The organism is Serratia sp. CY44782 (genome assembly GCF_052168715.1).
In the GTDB taxonomy this organism is placed as follows: domain Bacteria; phylum Pseudomonadota; class Gammaproteobacteria; order Enterobacterales; family Enterobacteriaceae; genus Serratia; species Serratia nevei.
This window is the reverse complement of the sequence record NZ_JBJNME010000002.1, coordinates 68613-85371: the sequence shown is the minus strand read 5'-3', so window position 1 is coordinate 85371 and position 16759 is coordinate 68613. Positions and strand designations below refer to the sequence as shown.

The window sequence follows — 16759 nt, the reverse complement described above, 5'->3', positions numbered from 1 at the left end:
ATTAACTCTGAATAAGCACGCAAGACAGCCATTCTTTTTGAACGACTTTATAAGAGACACACAGATGAAAAAAACCGCATTAGTTCTGAGCGCACTGGCATTCAGTATCGGTATGGCGATGGGCCCGGTCACGGCCAGCGCCGCTGAAACCGCCTCATCCAGCACCCAACAGCTGCCGAGCCTGGCGCCGATGCTGGAAAAGGTAATGCCTTCCGTGGTGAGCATTAACGTTGAGGGCAGCACCACGGTCAATACGCCGCGCATGCCTCAGCAGTTCCAACAGTTCTTCGGCGAAGATTCGCCGTTCTGCCAGGACGGCTCGCCATTCCAGGGCTCGCCGATGTGTCAGGGCGGCGAACAGCCTGGGCCGGATGGCCAGCCGCAGGGCACGCAGCAGAAATTCCAGGCGCTGGGCGCCGGGGTGGTCATCGATGCCGCCAAGGGCTACGTGGTGACCAATAACCACGTGGTGGACAACGCCAACAAGATCCAGGTGCAGCTGAGCGACGGCCGCCGTTTCGACGCCAAGGTGATCGGCAAGGATCCGCGTTCCGATATCGCGCTGATCCAGCTGAAAGACTTCAAGAACCTGACGGCGATCAAGATGGCGGATTCCGATCAGCTGCGCGTTGGCGATTACACCGTGGCGATCGGCAACCCGTACGGGCTGGGTGAAACCGCCACTTCGGGTATCGTATCCGCCCTGGGGCGCAGCGGCCTGAACATCGAAAACTACGAAAACTTTATCCAGACCGATGCGGCGATCAACCGCGGTAACTCCGGCGGTGCGCTGGTTAACCTGAACGGTGAGCTGATCGGCATCAACACCGCGATCCTGGCACCGGACGGCGGTAACATCGGTATCGGCTTCGCCATTCCGAGCAACATGGTGAAAAACCTGACGGCGCAAATGGTCGAATATGGCCAGGTGAAACGCGGCGAGCTGGGCATCATGGGTACCGAGCTGAACTCTGAGCTGGCCAAGGCGATGAAGGTCGACGCGCAGCGCGGGGCCTTCGTCAGCCAGGTGATGCCGAAGTCTTCCGCGGCGAAGGCGGGCATCAAGGCCGGCGACGTGATCGTCACCATGAACGGCAAGGCCATCTCCAGCTTCGCCTCGTTCCGGGCGGAGATCGGCACGCTGCCGGTCGGCAGCAAGATGTCGCTGGGCATTATTCGCGACGGCAAGCCGGTGACGATTGACGTCACGCTGGAGCAAAGCGCGCAGACCCAGGTGGCCTCGGGCAATATCTACACCGGCATTGAAGGCGCCGAGCTGAGCAATACCCAGGTCGGCAACGTGAAGGGCGTCAAGGTTGACAGCGTGAAAGCCGGCAGCGCCGCGGCGCGCATCGGCCTGAAAAAGGGCGACGTGATCCTGGGCGTGAACCAGCAGCCGATCCAGAACCTGGGTGAGCTGCGTAAAATCCTCGACAGCAAGCCGTCGGTGCTGGCGTTGAATATTCAGCGCGGCGAGAGCCAGCTGTACCTGCTGGCGCAGTGATAGGCATCAGGCGTTAAAAACAAAGGCACGCTGCGGCGTGCCTTTTTGCATTATGGCCTGAGGATTCAGGCGGGTTGCGCCAGATGCGCGCGCGCCGCGTGGATCACCAGTTCAATCTCATCCAACAGCTCCAGCCACTCCGGCTCCAGTTCGTCGTTGGTGATGCCCTGACGCAGCTGCCGCTCGAGGTAGAAACACAGCTGCTTGAGGCGCGGCACGCCGCTGTAGCTGCAGCTGCCGTGCAGCTTATGGACCAGATCGAGGATCTCGTCGTCATGCTGGCCGTCGAGCAGCGCCTGTACCCGTTCGCGCACCTGCGGCAGGAAATCGAGCAGCATTTGCAGCAGATCGCGCGCCAGATCCGGTTTGTTGGCCGCCTGACGCAGCGCCAGCGGCCAGTCGAGCGACAGCGGAGCGTCATCGGCGATGGCGTTTTCCACGTCGCCGCTGTGGTAGCGCGACAGCACGCGGGTCAGCATTTTCTCGTCGATCGGTTTGGCCAGATAGTCGTCCATCCCGGCCTGCAGCAGGTGCTCGCGCTCGCCGCTGGCGGCATGGGCGGTAACGGCGACGATCGGCGTGGAGTTGTGATGCGGCAGCTGGCGGATCAGCTCGCTGGCGTGAATGCCGTCCATCTTCGGCATCTGAATGTCCATCAGGATCAGATCCAGCACGTTGTCGCGCGCCAGCGCCAGCGCTTCCTCACCGCTCTCGCACAGCAGGGTTTTTTCTACCTGTTCCCCCAGCAGCGTGCCGATCAGCTTCAGGTTGGCCGGGTTGTCGTCAACCGCCATCACCGTTAGCGGCAGGCGTTTACGCTCAGGCTGTGCGGTGAGGCGTGCCGGCGCTTCCATCCGGAGCAGAGGGAACAGACGGGTACTAGTGATCGGCTTGATCAGACAGCCGAGCGCGCCTTGTTGTTTAAGCAGCTCGGCGTCGATCTGCGCCTGGCACGGCAGCGCCAGAATCACCCGATCGGCCAGCTTCAGCGAGGCCAGCAATTTGTCCTCGTGCTGCGCCATGTTGTCGCGGAACGGGATGGGCACGCCGGCCAGCAGGAAGTCATAGTGGCCCGGCGGCAACTGGCCCAGCGTCGGCGAGTGGGTGATCACCAACTGCGTGATGCTGAGCATGTTGAGCGTCGCCTGCGCCGCCGTCGGGTTGGACTCGATATAGGCGAGCGTTTTGCCGCTCAGATCCGGCAGGCTCGGTGCCAGCGACAGCATGCCCTCGTTCAGATCCAGCGTGATGTGGAACCAGAAGGTCGAGCCGCGGTTCAACTGGCTGTGGAAGCAGATATCGCCCCCCATTTCTTTCACCAGTTTTTGCGTGATCACCAGCCCCAGCCCGGTACCGCCGTGGCGGCGGGAGATGCTGGCGTCCGCCTGACGGAATGCCTGGAACAGCTGCGACTGCTGGCGTTCGGAGATGCCGATGCCGGTGTCGTGGATCTGCACTTCCACCTCCACCCTGCGATCCAGCTGTTTGCGCAGCTCGACGCGAATGTCGATATTGCCGGTTTCGGTGAACTTGATGGCGTTGCCCAGCAGGTTGGTGATGATTTGCTGCAGACGCAGCGAGTCGCCGATCACCTGCTCCGGAACGTCGTTGTGCACATCCAGCGTCAGCTCCAGCCCCTTGTCGTGGGCGCTGGGCGCCAGCAACACCACCACTTCGTCCAGCGTTTCACGCAGGGCGAAAGGAATATGCTCCAGCACCAGCTTGCCGGCTTCCAGCTTGGAGAAGTCCAGCACATCGTTGATGATGGTCAGCAGGTTGTTGGCCGAGCGTTCGATGGTCTGCAAATAATCGGTCTGGGTCGCGCTCAGATCGGTTTTCAGCATCTGACGGGTGAAGCCGATCACGCCGTTGAGCGGAGTACGCAGTTCGTGCGACATGTTGGCCAGGAATTCGGACTTGATGCGCGCTGCCTCCTGCGCGCGTTTTTTCGCCAAATCCAGTTCGACGTTCTGGATTTCCATCTGCTCCAGGGTTTCACGCAGGTCGGAGGTGGCCTGATCGATGTTCTGCTGCATCTCTTCGTGATAGGCGGTGAGCGACATCGCCATCGAGTTGATGCCGTTCTTCAGCATGTGCAGTTCGCCGAGCATGTAGCCCTCCACGCGGCTGTCGAGCTGGCCGCGGCGGATGCGGTCGACGGTGTTCACCATGTTGCGGATCGGGCCGGTCACGTCGCGCATCAGCCGGTAAGCGAATAGGATGGCGATGCACATGCACAGCAACAGCAGCAGGGTGGAGACGAAGACCTCTTTATATTGCTGCAGCCGCACCGACTGCAGATCCAGCTCGATCGCCACATAGCCCAGGTTGTTGTCGGGGTGGCTGCCGCCGTCGGCGGTTTCATCCGGATACTGGCTTTCCGACAGGATCGGCGTGCGCAGGATCAGCGAATCGCCGCGTCGGGTGAGCATCAGTTCGGTGGGCAACGGCACGCCTTTCGGCAGCTGTAGCTGAGCGAAGTTGTGATGATAATTGGAGGTGACGAACAAATTATTCTGCGCATCGAACACAGTGATCGAACGCACGATGTCCGAATGGCGGCGGTGCAACAGGCTGACCAGCTGCCTGACCGATTCGCGGCTGCGGAACGTCATGCCGTACTCGCTGGCCACCGCCAGCGGCTCGATGATGCTGGCGCCGGCGTCGACCAATTGCTCCTGCAGCTCGTTATAGCGGTGCACCACGAAGAAGGTGCTGAGCAGCAAACCAATCAGCAAGGTCGGGGCCAGAATCAGGATCATCATGCGCGCACGCAGGCTGTATTTGGTCATGGGATTCCAATGTGGGAGAATTGACAGCTGACACTAGCTTAATGAACCAGCACACAATCGACAAATATGGCGCAATTCTACTCTCCCAAACGCCGCGTGACGACCCGGCAGAGCTCACAAATCTTCACCGTGACGGTGAGCGATCTCGATCCTTTCGGCCAGGGCGTGGCGCGCCACGACGGCAAAGCGGTGTTCGTGCCGGGCGTATTGCCGGGCGAGCAGGCGGAAATCCAGCTGACCGAAGACAAGCGCCAGTTCGCCAAAGGCAAGCTCAAACGCTTGCTGAGCCGCAGCCCGCAGCGGGTGGCGCCGCGTTGCCCGCATTTCGGCGTCTGCGGCGGCTGCCAGCAGCAACATGCGGATGAGGCGCTGCAACAGCAGAGCAAGGCGGCGGCGCTGGTGCGCATGATCGTCCGCGAAACCGGGGTGACCCCGCAGCAGGAACCGGTGATCGCCGGCCCGGAATACGGCTATCGCCGCCGCGCTCGCCTGAGCCTGGCGTGGCAGCCCAAGCAGCAGCGCCTGATGATGGGCTTTCGACAGGCGGCCTCCAGCGAGCTGGTGGCGGTGGAGCACTGCCCGGTGCTGCGGCCGGAGCTGGAACAGCTGCTGGCGCCGGTGCGCGCCTGCCTGAGCGGGCTGCAGGCGGTGCGGCGGCTGGGGCATGTGGAGCTGGTGCTGGCGGACAACGGCCCGCTGCTGGTGCTGCGCCATCTCGACGCGCTGAAAGAGGCGGATCGGCAGGCGCTGTTGGCGTTTGGCGAGCGGGAAAACGTCGCCGTTTATCTGGCGCCGGACAGCGATCGCGTGGAGAAACTGTGCGGTGACACGCCGTATTATCAGGTTGACGGGCTACGCTTAGACTTCAGCCCGCGCGACTTTATTCAGGTCAATGACGTCGTAAACCAACAAATGGTGGCGCAGGCCCTTGAATGGCTCGATATTCAACCCAATGATCGGGTGCTGGACCTGTTCTGCGGTATGGGCAATTTCACCCTGCCGTTGGCGCGCCGGGCCGCTGCGGTGGTGGGCATCGAAGGTGTTGCCACGCTGGTAGCGAATGGGCAATATAATGCACATAAGAATAAGCTGAATAATGCATCGTTCTTCCACGAGAATCTGGAGGACGACGTTGCACGGCAACCTTGGGCAGCACAAGGGTTTGATAAGGTGATGCTGGATCCCGCCCGTGCCGGTGCGGCCGGGGTGATGTCACACATTGTAAAACTGGCGCCGGCGCGGGTGGTGTATGTTTCCTGTAACCCCACCACGCTGGCTCGCGACAGCAAAGTGCTGTTGAGCGCCGGTTATCGTCTTGCGCGCGTGCGGATGTTGGATATGTTTCCGCACACGGGGCATCTTGAATCAATGGCGCTGTTTATCAACGAGAGCGCGCCAGAGGTCGCTGCAAAGTAGGGAGAAGTTATGGTTGCGGTAAGAAGTGCACATCTGAATACGGCGGGTGAATTCGCTCTCGATGAGTGGATCGCCGGCTTAGGGCTACCTAACCCGCAGTCATGTGAGCGATTGGCCGCAACCTGGCGTTATTGTGAGCAGCAGACCCAGAACCATCCCGACGCCTCGCTGCTGCTGTGGCGCGGTCTGGAGATGGTGGAAATCCTCTCGACGCTGAGCATGGACAACGACAGCATGCGCGCCGCGCTGCTGTTCCCGCTGGTGGACGCCGGCATCGTGCAGGAAGAGACCCTGACCGAAGCGTTCGGCAAGGGCATCGTCGCGCTGGTGCACGGCGTGCGCGACATGGACGCCATTCGCCAACTGAAAGCCACCCAAAACGACTCGATGGCCTCCGAACAGGTCGACAACGTGCGCCGCATGCTGTTGGCGATGGTGGAGGATTTCCGCTGCGTGGTCATCAAGCTGGCGGAGCGCATCGCCCACCTGCGCGAGGTGAAAGACGCGCCGGAAGACGAACGCGTGCTGGCGGCGAAAGAGTGTTCCAACATCTACGCCCCACTGGCCAACCGGCTCGGCATCGGTCAGCTGAAGTGGGAGCTGGAGGATTTCTGCTTCCGCTACCTGCATCCGGAAGAATACAAGCGCATCGCCAAGCTGTTGCATGAACGCCGCATCGATCGCGAACAGTTCATCGACGATTTCGTCGCCGGGCTGCGCACCGAGATGGCCAGCGAAGGCATTCGGGTGGAGATCTACGGCCGGCCGAAACACATCTACAGCATCTGGCGCAAGATGCAGAAAAAGCACCTGGCGTTCGACGAACTGTTCGACGTGCGCGCGGTGCGCATCGTGGCGGAGCGCCTGCAGGATTGCTATGCGGCGTTGGGCATCGTGCATACCCATTTCCGCCATCTGCCGGATGAGTTCGACGACTACGTCGCCAACCCGAAACCCAACGGCTACCAGTCGATCCACACCGTGGTGTTGGGGCCGCGCGGCAAAACCGTCGAGATTCAGATCCGCACCCGGCAAATGCATGAAGACGCCGAGCTGGGCGTGGCCGCGCACTGGAAGTACAAAGAGGGCGCGGGCGTGACCGTGCGCTCCGGCTACGAAGAACGCATCGCCTGGCTGCGCAAGCTCATCGCCTGGCAGGAAGAGATGGCGGACTCCGGCGAGATGCTCGACGAAGTGCGCAGCCAGGTGTTCGACGATCGGGTCTATGTGTTTACGCCGAAAGGCGACGTGGTGGATCTGCCGGCCGGCTCCACGCCGCTCGATTTCGCTTACCACATTCACAGCGACGTCGGTCACCGCTGTATCGGCGCCAAGATCGGCGGCCGCATCGTGCCGTTTACCTATCAGCTGAAGATGGGCGATCAGATTGAGATCATCACCCAGAAGCAGCCGAACCCGAGCCGCGACTGGCTGAACCCGAACCTGGGCTATGTCACCACCAGCCGCGGGCGCTCGAAGATCCATAACTGGTTCCGCAAGCAGGATCGCGACAAAAACATTCTCGCCGGTCGTCAGATGCTGGACAACGAACTTGAGCACCTTGGCATCAGCCTGAAAGAGGCCGAGAAACTGCTGATCCCGCGTTACAACATGAACTCGCTGGACGAGGTGTTGGCGGCGATCGGCGGTGGGGACATTCGCCTGAACCAGATGGTGAATTACCTGCAGGGCAAGTTCAACAAGCCGAGCGCCGAAGAGCAGGATCGCGAGGCGCTGCGCCAGCTGGTGCAGCAGAAAGCGCCGCCGCCGACTCGTAGCAAGGACAACGGCCGGGTGGTGGTGGAGGGCGTGGGCAATCTGATGCACCATATCGCCCGCTGCTGCCAGCCGATCCCGGGCGACGACATCGTCGGCTTTATCACCCAGGGGCGCGGTATTTCGATCCACCGTGCGGACTGCGATCAGCTGGTCGATCTGCAATCGCACGCGCCGGAGCGCATCGTCGACGCGGTATGGGGTGAAAGCTACTCCAGCGGTTATTCGCTGGTGGTGCGCGTGATGGCCAACGATCGCAGCGGGCTGCTGCGCGACATTACCACCATTCTGGCCAACGAAAAGGTCAACGTACTGGGCGTCGCCAGCCGCAGCGACACCAAGAAACAGTTGGCCACCATCGACATGGATATCGAAATCTACAACCAGCAGGTGCTGAGCCGGGTGCTGGCGAAGCTGAACCAGCTGCCGGACGTGATAGACGCCAAGCGTCTGCACGGCAACTAAGCCCACATCGCCTTTCGGGCCGTATCGATAGCGGATGCGGCCCGAAATCCATGAATTCGGCGGGCGCTCCCCTGCGCCCCCATGCTTTCTCAGAGATTTTTTATGACCCAATCCACTCCACTGCAGCGTCTGCTGAACATCATGAAAACGCTGCGCGACCCGCAGATCGGTTGCTCGTGGGACCGCAAGCAAACCTTCGCCACCATTGCGCCTTATACGTTGGAAGAGACTTACGAAGTGCTGGACGCCATCGAGCGTCAGGACTACGCCGATCTGCGCGACGAGCTGGGCGATTTGCTGTTCCAGGTGGTGTTCTACGCCCAGATGGGGCAGGAGCAGGGGCTGTTCGATTTCGATGAGGTGTGCACCGCCATCAGCGACAAGCTGGAGCGCCGTCACCCGCACATCTTCGGCGACGCCGAGGGCGGAGACAGCGAAGCCGTGGCGGCGCGCTGGGAGCAACTGAAGGCCGGTGAGCGCGCCGAGAAAGCGTTGCACTCGGTGCTGGACGACATTCCGCAGGCGCTGCCGGCGTTGATGAAAGCGCACAAGATCCAGAAACGCTGCGCCTCGGTCGGCTTCGACTGGAATACCCTGGGCCCGGTGCTGGACAAAGTGTACGAAGAGATCGACGAAGTGATGCACGAAGCCCGCCAGGCGGTGGTCGACGAGAGCAAGCTGGAAGAGGAGATCGGCGATCTGCTGTTCGCCACGGTGAACCTGTCGCGCCATTTAGGCCACAAGGCGGAGAACGCGCTGCAGGCGGCGAACCGCAAGTTCGAGCGCCGCTTCCGCCAGGTGGAAGAGATTGTCCAGCAAAGCGGGCTGCGGCTTGAAGACGCCACGCTGGAGCAGATGGAAGAGGCCTGGCAGCAGGTGAAACGTCAGGAAAGTTGAATCGCCGCGACAATGTTGATCGCCGACAAGGTTCGCTCAAGCTGAAACGGTTAAGCTTTCGGTCAGGTTAGAGGCGCATGGCTGCCGGCGGCAGCAAAAGGGCAACAAACTGAAATCTAAGGCGTTTTATCGCTCCTGAGGGGCGGTAAAAAGAAATTTTCTCTGCTAACTCTTTGTTTTACCTGGAGGGTTTAGGCGGCGCCGGCGGAGTAAACCCTGATGAACACGGGAGGGCGGCCGAGATGATGGACAGCAAAACGATCGTTTGTAGGTCAGGAGAGGTTCGGGTATACTACTTTCCCGTCCTGGTTCTTCCATCGTCTTTAAACCTAAACTCTCAGGTTCAGCATGACAACTAATTATATTTTTGTGACCGGCGGGGTCGTATCCTCTCTGGGTAAAGGCATTGCCGCAGCCTCTCTGGCGGCTATTCTTGAAGCCCGTGGCCTCAACGTTACCATCATGAAACTGGACCCGTACATCAACGTGGATCCGGGCACCATGAGCCCGATTCAGCATGGGGAAGTTTTCGTCACCGAAGACGGCGCAGAAACCGATCTGGATTTGGGTCACTACGAGCGCTTCATCCGCACCAAAATGTCGCGTCGCAACAACTTCACCACCGGCCGCATCTACTCCGACGTGCTGCGTAAAGAACGCCGCGGCGACTATTTGGGTGCGACCGTGCAGGTCATTCCGCACATCACCAACGCGATCAAAGAGCGCATCATCGAAGGTGGCGAAGGCCACGATGTGGTGCTGGTGGAAATCGGCGGCACCGTCGGCGATATCGAATCGCTGCCGTTCCTCGAAGCCATCCGTCAGATGGCGGTGGAAGTGGGCCGCGAGCACACTCTGTACATGCACCTGACGCTGGTGCCGTACATGGCGGCAGCTGGTGAAGTGAAAACCAAGCCGACCCAGCATTCCGTAAAAGAGCTGCTTTCCATCGGTATTCAGCCGGATGTGCTGATTTGCCGTTCCGATCGCGCGGTTCCTGCTAACGAACGCGCTAAAATCGCGCTTTTCTGCAACGTGCCGGAAAAAGCGGTTATCTCTCTGAAAGACGTTGATTCTATTTATAAAATCCCAGGCCTATTGAAATCTCAGGGGCTGGACGATTATATTTGTAAACGATTCAGCTTGAACGCACCGGAAGCCAACCTGGCCGAATGGGAACAGGTGATCTACGAAGAAGCCAATCCGGGCGGCGAAGTGACCATCGGTATGGTCGGCAAATACGTTGAGCTGCCGGACGCCTACAAGTCGGTGATCGAAGCGCTGAAGCACGGCGGGTTGAAAAACCGTCTGACCGTAAACATCAAGCTGATCGATTCGCAGGACGTGGAAACCCGCGGCGTGGAAGTGCTGAAAGGGCTGGACGCGATCCTGATCCCGGGCGGCTTCGGCTACCGCGGCGTGGAAGGCAAAGTGATGACCGCACGCTATGCGCGCGAGAACAACATTCCTTATCTGGGCATTTGCCTGGGCATGCAGGTGGCGTTGATGGAGTTTGCTCGCAACGTGGCGGGCATGGAAAACGCCAACTCCACCGAGTTTATGCCAGACTGTAAGTACCCGGTGGTGGCGTTGATCACCGAATGGCGCGACGAAGACGGCAACGTCGAAGTGCGCAGCGAAGAAAGCGATTTGGGCGGCACGATGCGCGTAGGTGGCCAACAGTGCAACCTGATCGACAACAGCCTTGTGCGTCAGCTGTACGGCGAACCGACCATTGTCGAGCGTCACCGTCACCGTTACGAAGTTAACAACATGCTGTTGAAGCAGATCGAAGCCGCAGGGCTGCGTGTCGCCGGTCGTTCCGCCGACAACAAGCTGGTTGAGATCATTGAACTGCCGAATCACCCGTGGTTTGTAGCCTGTCAGTTCCACCCGGAATTTACGTCTACGCCGCGTGATGGGCATCCGCTGTTCGCCGGCTTCGTGAAAGCCGCAGGCGAGCATCAGAAGCGCCAGGTGAAATAAAATATTTGGTAGGCGGCGCGCGGTGAGAACCGCGCGCTGTTTGTCTGGAGTTTTAGTTTAACTTGTACTGAGGAAAACCTAATGTCCAAAATCGTTAAAGTCATCGGTCGTGAAATCATCGACTCCCGCGGTAACCCGACTGTTGAAGCCGAAGTTCATCTGGAAGGCGGTTTCGTAGGCCTGGCTGCTGCGCCGTCAGGTGCTTCTACCGGTTCCCGCGAAGCGCTGGAACTGCGTGACGGTGACAAGTCTCGTTTCCTGGGTAAAGGCGTACTGAAAGCCGTTGCTGCAGTAAACGGTCCGATTGCTCAGGCAGTACTGGGTAAAGATGCCAAAGACCAGGCGAACATCGACAAGATCATGATCGATCTGGACGGCACCGAGAACAAATCCAACTTCGGCGCCAACGCCATTCTGGCGGTTTCCCTGGCAGCAGCGAAAGCGGCCGCAGCCTCTAAAGGCATGCCGCTGTACGAGCACATCGCTGAACTGAACGGCACCCCAGGCAAATTCTCCATGCCACTGCCGATGATGAACATCATCAACGGCGGCGAGCACGCTGACAACAACGTCGACATTCAGGAATTCATGATTCAGCCGGTTGGCGCGAAAACCCTGAAAGAAGCGGTGCGCATCGGTTCTGAAGTGTTCCACCACCTGGCGAAAGTTCTGAAAGCCAAAGGCATGAACACCGCCGTGGGCGACGAAGGCGGCTATGCACCAAACCTGGGTTCCAACGCCGAAGCGCTGGCGGTTATCGCTGAAGCGGTAAAAGCGGCGGGCTACGAGCTGGGCAAAGACGTGACTCTGGCGATGGACTGTGCGGCTTCCGAATTCTACAAAGACGGTAAATACGTGCTGGCCGGCGAAGGCAACAAAGCCTTCACTTCCGAAGAGTTCACTCACTTCCTGGAAGATCTGACCAAACAGTACCCAATCGTGTCTATCGAAGACGGCCTGGATGAATCCGACTGGGCGGGCTTCGCTTACCAGACCAAAGTTCTGGGCGACAAAATCCAGCTGGTGGGCGACGATCTGTTCGTTACCAACACCAAGATCCTGAAAGAAGGCATCGAGAAAGGCATCGCTAACTCCATCCTGATCAAATTCAACCAGATCGGTTCTCTGACCGAAACTCTGGCTGCTATCAAGATGGCGAAAGACGCTGGCTACACCGCGGTGATCTCTCACCGTTCCGGTGAAACCGAAGACGCGACCATCGCCGACCTGGCGGTAGGGACTGCGGCTGGCCAGATCAAAACCGGTTCCATGAGCCGTTCTGATCGCGTTGCCAAATACAACCAACTGATCCGTATCGAAGAAGCGCTGGGTGACCGTGCGCCGTTCAACGGCCTGAAAGAAGTTAAAGGCCAGTAAGTTCGACCGATTCGGTTGCTAAATAAAAACCCGCTGCGGCGGGTTTTTTTATATTTTAAATTTATGATGATTGTCAGTTTAATAAGAATTTTTTTATTGAAAGCGTGGTTTTGTTTAACCCGATAATTTCATTAAGGATAGTAAATGCGTTTATTTTATATTCCCATTTTGTTTGCTTTATAACTATTCGTTACTAGACTGCCAATAAGGCAGTTTATTTTTCGCCGTTCTGCCGTAGACCTTCATCATCACCATACCTTAATACTGCCGGCTTGCTGGCCGGTTGAGCGAGGGCTTGATGCGACAGCGAATCATCATTGTCGGCGGCGGAACCGGCGGCACCATCCTGGCCAATTTATTGGCCGCAAAATTGCACCGGGAAATTATTAATAATAAAGTCGAGTTATTAATGATATCGGATTCACCGCTGCATTATTACAAACCGGCGTTTATGTATGTCGCGTTCAATACTTTTTTCAAGCAAGAACTCATGCGCTCACAGCGGAGTTTATTGCGGCCCGAAATACAGTTTATTGTTGATAAAGCGGAATCTTTCGATTTAAAGCAGCGAAGTCTAGCCACGCAAAGCGGTAAAATTTATTCCTATGACTTTCTGGTCTTTGCGACCGGCTGTGTCCCCTGGCCAGAGCGCATCGAGGGATTGGCGCAGGCGGGCGATCATTTTTACCAGTATCAGGCCGCCAGGCGGTTGGCGCATAAACTGGCTACCATCGAGAAAGGGCGTATCTTTATCACCGTTTCCTTCCCCGAAACACCCAATGTGCCCCATCAGTGCGGCATTGCACCGATTGAAACCACCTTGATGCTGGACGACTACCTGCGGCGGCGCGGCGTACGTAAGGCGGTGGAGATCGTTTATACCTACCCGACCATTTCCCAACTGCTGCGCAACTGCCTGTTTTTGCAGCGGCCAACCGGCGAAGCACTGCCCGCCATTTTCGCGGCGCGCGATATCTACCACCAGCGTGGCTTTACGCTCAATCGGGTGGATGCGCAGCGCAATATCGCCTGTTCCGCTGAGGGGGAAGAGCAGCCGTTCGACATTCTGATGGCGACGCCGCCGATTCGCGCAGTCGAGGCGGTGCGCAATACCGGGTTGAGCGAGAGTCAAAACGGTGAAGGCTGGCTGCCGACCGATCATCAAACGCTGCAGGTCTATGGCCAGCAGGGCGTGTATGTCATAGGCGATACCGTGGATTTGCCGGTCAGCAAGGCCGGCGGTTCTTGCCATAATCAGGCTCCGGTCATTGCCGACAACATCGTGGCGGAAATGCGGCTGGGTCAAACCGTGAGCCATTATGACGGCAAGGTGCAGGCGGTCGCGCAAATGGGGCTGAATGCCGGCATGCCGCTGGTGTACGACTACCGTCACGACGTGCTGCCGACGCCCGCCACCAAGGTGGGCGGCATGCTGCGCAATGGGTTTAACCGCGGTCTTTACTGGGCCACGGTAAGGGGGCTGATATGACGGAAAGCACGGTGCATGCGGCTGACCTGCAATCATTGGCGGCGTTGCTCGAGAAACTGCAGCCGCTGCTGGCGGGCGGCCGGTTGGATAACGTGGTCGATCTGCTGTCGTTGCTGTCGGACGTGGTGGATATTGCCGACAACGCGCTGGTAGAAAAACTGGCAGGCGTGTTTGAAGGGCTGGTTACGGTCGGTTGGGAGGGAGGGACTGCGTTGAAGATGGCGCACAGCGAGCTGCAATTGAACCCGCCGCCCGCCAATTTTCGTGCGGCTTACGCCTTGCTGAAGCATCCGGATACTTTACTGGGCATCATGCTGCTGCTGCGTACTCTGCAAATCATCGGCGGGCGCACGCGGGACAGCGCGTTGCCGCTCTCGCTCCAGGATGAGCCATCGAATTAAGCTTTCCCACTCAGGTAAGGAGTTGCGTTATGTCCGCCATCACTGGCCACGCTTTCGCCACCCGCGCCATTCATTACGGCTACGATCCCCAGCAGCATCAGGGAGCGCTGTGCCCGCCGGTGTTTATGAGTTCTACCTTTACCTTTCCCACGGCGGAATATGGCGGCGCCTGCTTTGCCGGCACCGAGTCGGGGTACGTTTATTCGCGCATCGCCAACCCGACGTTAAACTTGCTCGAGCAGCGCATCGCCAACCTGGAAGAGGGGGAAGCGGCGGTGGCGTTCGCTTCCGGCATGGGGGCGATCACCGCCTGTTGCTGGACGTTGCTCAATCCGGGCGATGAGCTGATCGTCGATGAAACGGTGTATGGTTGCACCTTCAGCTACTTTCATCACGGTCTGGCGCGCTTTGGCGTCAAGATAACCCACGTTGATATGACCCGGCCGGAGCGGCTGGCATCGGCCATTGGTCCGCATACCCGGCTGGTGTATTGCGAAACTCCGGCCAATTCTAATATGCGCTTGATCGATATCGCCGCCGTGGCGGAGATCACTCATCGGCATCGGGCGTTGCTGCTGGTGGACAACACCTACTGCACGCCCTATCTGCAGCGGCCCCTGACGTTAGGTGCCGATATTGTGGTGTACTCGGCAACCAAGTACCTCGGCGGGCATGGCGATCTCCTGGCCGGGATAGCGGTGACGAGCGAGGCGCTGGCGCAGGAGATACGGTTGGAGGGACTGAAAGATATGAACGGGGCGGTGTTGTCGGCGCAGGACGCCGCATTGGTGCTGCGTGGGTTGAAGACGCTGCCGCTGCGTATGGAGCGGCACTGCGACAACGCCCAGCGTCTGGCCGAGGTGTTGTCGGATCATCCGGCGGTGGCGCGGGTTTACTATCCAGGCCTGGCAAGCTTCCCGCAGCATGCGTTGGCGCAGCGGCAAATGGCGCGATACGGCGGCATGCTGGCGTTTGAATTGCGCGGTGGCATGACGGCGGGCATTCGTTTCCTTAACGCGCTGCAGCTCATCTTGCGTGCGGTTAGCCTGGGAGATTGTGAGAGCCTGGCGCAGCATCCGGCCAGCATGACGCACTCGGCCTACAGCCCGGAAGAACGGCGGCGGCATCATATCAGTGAAGGACTGGTGCGTTTGTCCGCGGGGTTGGAGGCGTTCGAGGACCTGCGGGCAGATGTCCTGCAAGCGTTGGCGCAGGCACAATAAAAAACCCGCCGCAGCGGGTTTTAGCAGAAGCGAGCGTTACATCTGTTGTGTCGCTGCGGTCACCGGCGAACCGCCGCCTTTCTTGCGCACCCACAGCCAGTAGGCCACGGTGAGGAAAGCGATCCACACCAGCCCGACGTACAGCGCGATGCGGCTCTCTTCGAAGTAGCCGAGCAGACCGATAACGAACACCATAAAGGCGGTCGCCAGCGCCGGCGCCACCGGCCACCACGGTACCGGGAAGCTCAGCTGGCGGGTTTCTTCCGGCGACAACGTGCGGCGCATGGCGACCTGCGACAGCAGGATCATCAGCCACACCCAGACGGTGGCGAAGGTGGCGATCGAGGCGATGATCATGAAGATCTTCTCCGGGATCAGGTAGTTGAGCACCACCGCCAGCAGCAGGGCGATCGACATCACCAGCACCGTCATCCACGGTACGCCGCTGGCGGTCAGTTTGGAGAAGCTGCGTGGTGCCTGGCCGTCCTGCGCCATGCCGTACATCATGCGGCCGGCACCGAAGATATCGCTGTTGATGGCGGAGATAGCGGCGGTGATCACTACCACATTCAGCACGTTGGCGGCGGAGCTGATGCCGAGGTTGCTGAAGATCTCAACGAACGGGCTGCCGTCCTGACCGATGCTGTTCCATGGGTAGATCGCCATCAGCACAGTGAGCGTCAGTACGTAAAACAGCAGGATGCGTACCGGTACGGCGTTGATCGCTTTTGGTAGCACTTTAGCGGGGTCTTTCGCCTCGCTGGCGGTGATGCCGATGATCTCGATGCCGCCGAAGGCGAACATCACGACCGCCAGTGAGGCGACCACGCCGCCGATACCGTTAGGCATAAAGCCGCCGTGCTGCCACAGGTTGCTGATACCGGTGGCGTGCTGGGTTTGGCCAAAGCCGAACAGCATCACCGCCGCGCCGCCGACGATCATCGCCACGATGGCGGCGACTTTGACCAGCGATAGCCAGAACTCCAGTTCACCGAATACCTTGACGCTGCACAGGTTGAGCGCGCCGATAAACAGAATGATGCTGAGTACCCAGACCCACTGGGCGACGTCCGGGAACCACAGTCCCATATAGATGCCGAAGGCGGTGACGTCCGCCAGGGCGACGATCACCATTTCAAAGGTGTAGGTCCAACCGGTGAGGAACCCGGCCAGCGGGCCGAGATAGTGGCTGGCGTAGTGGCCGAACGAGCCGGAAACCGGCTGGTGCACCGCCATTTCACCCAGCGCGCGCATTACCATGAACACCGCCGCGCCGCCCACCAGGTAGGCCAGCAGCACGGCTGGGCCGGCCAGCTGGATGGCGCCGGCGGAGCCGTAGAACAGGCCGGTGCCGATCGCCGAGCCGAGAGCCATGAAACGGATATGCCGCGCGTTTAGTCCGCGTCTGAGTTGTGTCGTTTCGTTACGCATGT

11 protein-coding genes are annotated in these 16759 nt (G+C 59.4%); 9 read left to right on the top strand and 2 right to left on the bottom strand.

Features of this window, described 5'->3' with window-relative positions:
* The first annotated feature begins 64 nt into the window (after positions 1 to 64).
* Positions 65 to 1504, top strand: a complete 1440-nt coding sequence (gene degP, locus ACJ8HT_RS03910) for a serine endoprotease DegP (protein WP_033637134.1) — start codon at positions 65 to 67, stop codon at positions 1502 to 1504.
* Positions 1505 to 1569: 65 nt separating this feature from the next.
* Here the strand turns inward: degP and barA are convergent, their stop codons facing one another.
* Positions 1570 to 4296: a two-component sensor histidine kinase BarA gene (gene barA, locus ACJ8HT_RS03905; RefSeq protein ID WP_038873538.1), complete on the bottom strand. Its 2727-nt coding sequence runs from the start codon at positions 4294 to 4296 to the stop codon at positions 1570 to 1572.
* A gap of 66 nt (positions 4297 to 4362) precedes the next feature.
* Here barA and rlmD point away from each other — a divergent pair, with 66 nt between their 5' ends.
* The 8 genes from rlmD to ACJ8HT_RS03865 all read left to right on the top strand — a co-directional run bounded on the left by rlmD (position 4363) and on the right by ACJ8HT_RS03865 (position 15326).
* On the top strand, positions 4363 to 5712 hold the full coding sequence (gene rlmD / locus ACJ8HT_RS03900; protein ID WP_197652724.1) for a 23S rRNA (uracil(1939)-C(5))-methyltransferase RlmD: 1350 nt from the start codon (positions 4363 to 4365) through the stop codon (positions 5710 to 5712).
* A gap of 9 nt (positions 5713 to 5721) precedes the next feature.
* Positions 5722 to 7953 carry a GTP diphosphokinase gene (relA, locus tag ACJ8HT_RS03895; protein WP_049200313.1) on the top strand — a complete coding sequence of 744 codons (2232 nt, stop codon included), beginning with the start codon at positions 5722 to 5724 and terminating at the stop codon, positions 7951 to 7953.
* Positions 7954 to 8055: 102 nt separating this feature from the next.
* Positions 8056 to 8850: a nucleoside triphosphate pyrophosphohydrolase gene (mazG, locus tag ACJ8HT_RS03890; RefSeq protein WP_033649234.1), complete on the top strand. Its 795-nt coding sequence runs from the start codon at positions 8056 to 8058 to the stop codon at positions 8848 to 8850.
* A 348-nt stretch (positions 8851 to 9198) separates the two neighbouring features.
* Positions 9199 to 10836: a glutamine hydrolyzing CTP synthase gene (gene pyrG, locus ACJ8HT_RS03885; protein WP_033637139.1), complete on the top strand. Its 1638-nt coding sequence runs from the start codon at positions 9199 to 9201 to the stop codon at positions 10834 to 10836.
* Positions 10837 to 10917: 81 nt separating this feature from the next.
* A complete protein-coding gene (eno, locus tag ACJ8HT_RS03880) occupies positions 10918 to 12213 on the top strand; it encodes a phosphopyruvate hydratase (protein ID WP_038873548.1) in 1296 nt (431 codons plus the stop codon).
* Positions 12214 to 12511: 298 nt separating this feature from the next.
* The gene (locus ACJ8HT_RS03875; RefSeq protein WP_197652828.1) at positions 12512 to 13702 is read left to right on the top strand and encodes an NAD(P)/FAD-dependent oxidoreductase; all 1191 of its coding nucleotides are present in this window, start codon (positions 12512 to 12514) and stop codon (positions 13700 to 13702) included.
* Positions 13699 to 14103, top strand: a complete 405-nt coding sequence (locus ACJ8HT_RS03870) for a hypothetical protein (protein WP_180548120.1) — start codon at positions 13699 to 13701, stop codon at positions 14101 to 14103. The genes ACJ8HT_RS03875 and ACJ8HT_RS03870 overlap by 4 nt, the downstream gene beginning before the upstream one ends.
* A 29-nt stretch (positions 14104 to 14132) precedes the next feature.
* Positions 14133 to 15326: a methionine gamma-lyase gene (locus ACJ8HT_RS03865; protein ID WP_197652723.1), complete on the top strand. Its 1194-nt coding sequence runs from the start codon at positions 14133 to 14135 to the stop codon at positions 15324 to 15326.
* 36 nt (positions 15327 to 15362) lie between these two features.
* Here the strand turns inward: ACJ8HT_RS03865 and ACJ8HT_RS03860 are convergent, their stop codons facing one another.
* Positions 15363 to 16757: an amino acid permease gene (locus ACJ8HT_RS03860; RefSeq protein WP_197652722.1), complete on the bottom strand. Its 1395-nt coding sequence runs from the start codon at positions 16755 to 16757 to the stop codon at positions 15363 to 15365.
* Positions 16758 to 16759 lie beyond the last annotated feature (2 nt).